The organism is Dyadobacter sp. (assembly GCF_051859145.1).
GTDB lineage: Bacteria > Bacteroidota > Bacteroidia > Cytophagales > Spirosomataceae > Dyadobacter.
Window position 1 is genome coordinate 1 of sequence record NZ_JBHYGF010000429.1, and the last position, 3288, is coordinate 3288.

Consider the following 3288-nt stretch of genomic DNA (forward strand, 5'->3'; position numbering starts at 1 on the left):
AACACAATGGGCCTTTTCGCCCTCGAATTCCGGTATGAAAATTTTACCACAATAAACTGGATTCCTTATCGCAAGCCAAAAGTTATTCTTGCTGCATTTTAAGCCGCGTGTGATTGCCATTTTCCAGACTTGCTCGGTATTAAATCGCCCGGTGGCTAATTCTTCGAAAATCCAGCGAAGGATCGGGGCTTTGCTGGCGTCAGGGACGATGGTTTTCCTTCCATCAGGTGATATAGTGTTTCGGTAGCCCATCGGCGCTGATGCGACCCATCGTCCTTCTTTCTTCGCGCGCCTCATCCCATGAAAAACGTTTAAGGCACGCCGGTCATTTTCAACTTCTGGCGCGGCCAGGTAAAACGCAAGCATCATTTTGTTTTCCGGAACCCGCAAATCTAATGGCTGCTCGATGGCCTGTGGATTTATTCCCAATCGCCGAAGATGGCTTATCATTTGATAGGCGTCACCAGCATTTCTGCTAAACCTGTCCCATTTTGTGAATAGGATGTGGGCAATATTCAATCGCTTGTTATTTTTTAGGCGCTGTAATAATAACTGCCATTGTGGTCGTATGAATGTTTTGGCCGAATGATCCTCCAAGATCACCTCACTGACTTCGACCGAATTGATTTTACACCAATTCCGAAGCCGTTCTTCCTGATCCCTTTGTGAGTAGCCCTTCTCTGCTTGCTCGTCAGTGCTCACTCTGACATATAGGATAGCTTTTGCCATTGAGTTAAAGTTTTGTTACTGAGATGCCTTCGTTGTGAGAAGTATCACGAAAATACTGATTAATCGCCAATGTAGCCAGTTGTTGCATCGAATTGAACATCAACGTTGCTTGTTCATAGGAGATTTCTTCACCTATATTTTTCAAATCATTTATAATCTTCTGAATTTGAATTCTTTTTTGTTCGTTGGTCGTTTCCATTTCCCTTTGCCATTTCCCTCAGCTTAAATTTAAGTCTGAGAAAAAATGGAACAAAGACCCCTTCGATTTTCGAATAGGTGAAATAATCATGAATGCGCTTACCTACTGGAATTGATTGTATAGCTAAGTTTCTAACGTAGAAGAGATGACCTGGTGATGCTACTATTCCACCCGCAACGGAACAAATGTCGAACCGGTTGCTTGATGATTTAAAATTGATATCAGGACTAATTATCTGAAAATGAGTAAAATGTAATGCGGCCTACCGATTGATTGGTGTACACTAATACCGTGGTTAAAACGAACTGTGGCCGTTATCGAATTTTATTCAATACTATGTGAATTTCAACAATATTTTGCATTCTTTCTTTATAATTATCATGCATCTTTAACTTGGCAGAGACTCCAAGTATCGGCGATTTTCGCTGTTATGACATACAGGCAGACAGAGCTTCGTTCCTCCTTTAGTTTCGTGTTTTAAGCTCACGAAAGGCTAACGGATTATTGGACGCTTTCGCCAACTCCAAACATACCTATTTAAAAACCGGACATTTAATGTTCGTTTTCGGACAATACATACCGTTAAAAAAACATAATCAACTGACTTTAAGATACAATCGAAAAAATAATCTTATTGGCAGGCTATTTGATCAGCAAAAATAGAATTAATTAATATATGAAACGGACCTATCTTGGAGAGTTTGAGGAAATCGTGCTTCTGACAGTAGCTGTGATAGATGGCGATGCGTATGGCGTCGCATTAATGCACGAAATTATTGCCCAAACCGGACGAGAGCTGCGTTTGAACCAGGTTCACGCTGCTTTGATGCGCTTGGAAGAAAAGGGAATGGTAAAATCGACAATGGGTCAGCCCACTGCTGAACGTGGAGGCCGGCGGAAAAAACTGTTTAGCGTGACTGCGCTAGGTCAGCACGCTTTGCAAGAGATCCGGCAAGTAAGAGAAAGTTTATGGGGCAGGTTATTGAATCCATTTAAACTTTCCGTAGGATGATGGCCCCTTTGGAAAAAGACGAGCCCAAGCCGCCGTGTTGGGCGGACTGGTTGCTGCGTAAGTTCTGCGACCGGCACATGCTTGAAACTATTCAGGGCGATTTGCTCGAAGAATTTCACTATCAGGTCAGGCTTCATGGTTTGAATAAGGCACGATGGCAATACGGCTTGGAAATAATAGGTTTCATTAAACCGCAATTTATCAAAAAGCGCTCTTCTAGATTTTCGTCACATTCTTATTTTAGCTTTAATATGCTTTATAACTATTTCAAAATTGCTTTCAGGAACGTTTGTAACAGCAAAGTGTATTCCGCCATCAATATCTTTGGTCTGGCACTTGGACTGGCAACCTGCCTGATGATTATCCTGTACATTGCAGACGAGTGGCAAGTAGATAAGCACCATGCAGATTCTGATCGGCTGTTCCGGGTTTCTTTGGATACTCCTACGGAAAAATGGTCATCGCTGGCCGGGCCAGTAGCTTCCAGCTTGAAGCAGGATTTTCCAGAAATAGCGGTTTCTACGCGGATTTTAAAGTTCTCCGGCTTTGAAGAGGTACTCCTGAAATATGGCGAAGGCACGGGCAGAAAAGAATTTTTTGAGCAGAATGCCTACTATGCCGATTCAACCGTATTTGATGTATTTACCTATGATTTTAAATTCGGATCGGCTCATGCGGCACTGAACCGTCCCAATACGGTAGTGCTCTCTGAGAAGGTTGCTGACAAGATATTTGGCAATAAAAATCCAGTGGGCAAGGTGGTCAAAATAGGCCTGGCATTTGGTACTTTCGATTATAACGTAACCGGAGTTTTCAGGGATAACAATAAGTCGCACATAAACGCGCATTTGCTGCTTTCAATGCAGAATTCGGATATTGGTGGTTGGGTTACCGAGCAACGGAACTGGGCGGCCAATAATATATTTCACACATATATAAAACTCCTGTCAGGTGCAAATTTAAAAAGTCTGGAAGCAAAGTTGCCTGAATTCCTGGCGCGCAGGGGAGGCAAGGATTTGAAAGCAATGGGTATTTCGAAAAGCCTGTTTCTGCAACCTGTGCCTGACATTTATCTTAAATCCAACGTTGGCAACGAACTCTCGCCAAATGGCAGCATTACTTATCTGTATATTTTTGGCTCTATTGGTATCTTTATTCTCTTGATTGCCTGTATCAATTTCATGAATCTGAGCACGGCGAGGTCAGAAAAACGCGCTAGGGAAGTGGGTATTCGTAAGGCAATGGGAGCTTATCGGGAGTCACTTATATTCCAGTTTTTAGGAGAATCAATGATTATGTCTGTCCTGGCATTACTGGTGGCGTTAGGGGTAACAGTTTCTTTCCTACC

At 42.7% G+C, this 3288-nt stretch carries 4 protein-coding genes; 2 read left to right on the plus strand and 2 right to left on the minus strand.

Annotation, left to right across the window (positions count from 1 at the left end; genetic code table 11):
- Both ACTIE6_RS20945 and ACTIE6_RS20950 read right to left on the minus strand, forming a co-directional pair.
- Positions 1-729: recombinase family protein (locus ACTIE6_RS20945; protein ID WP_439558488.1), on the minus strand; the 729-nt coding region annotated here is incomplete at its 3' end.
- Positions 730-733: 4 nt separating this feature from the next.
- Positions 734-928, minus strand: coding sequence for a hypothetical protein (locus tag ACTIE6_RS20950; protein ID WP_439558489.1), 195 nt, complete (start codon positions 926-928; stop codon positions 734-736).
- 676 nt (positions 929-1604) lie between these two features.
- On the opposite strand from ACTIE6_RS20950, the gene ACTIE6_RS20955 reads away from it, so the two are divergent.
- Both ACTIE6_RS20955 and ACTIE6_RS20960 read left to right on the plus strand, forming a co-directional pair.
- A complete protein-coding gene (locus ACTIE6_RS20955) occupies positions 1605-1940 on the plus strand; it encodes a PadR family transcriptional regulator (RefSeq protein ID WP_439558490.1) in 336 nt (111 codons plus the stop codon).
- Positions 1937-3288 (plus strand): permease prefix domain 2-containing transporter (locus ACTIE6_RS20960; protein ID WP_439558491.1); only part of this gene is annotated, 1352 nt, incomplete at its 3' end. The genes ACTIE6_RS20955 and ACTIE6_RS20960, both read left to right, overlap by 4 nt.

Excerpts from the sequence above, each read along its gene's own strand:
- ACTIE6_RS20950 (WP_439558489.1), bottom strand. The coding sequence starts at position 928 with ATGGAAACGACCAACGAACAAAAAAGAATTCAAATTCAGAAGATTATA.
- ACTIE6_RS20955 (WP_439558490.1), top strand. The coding sequence starts at position 1,605 with ATGAAACGGACCTATCTTGGAGAGTTTGAGGAAATCGTGCTTCTGACA.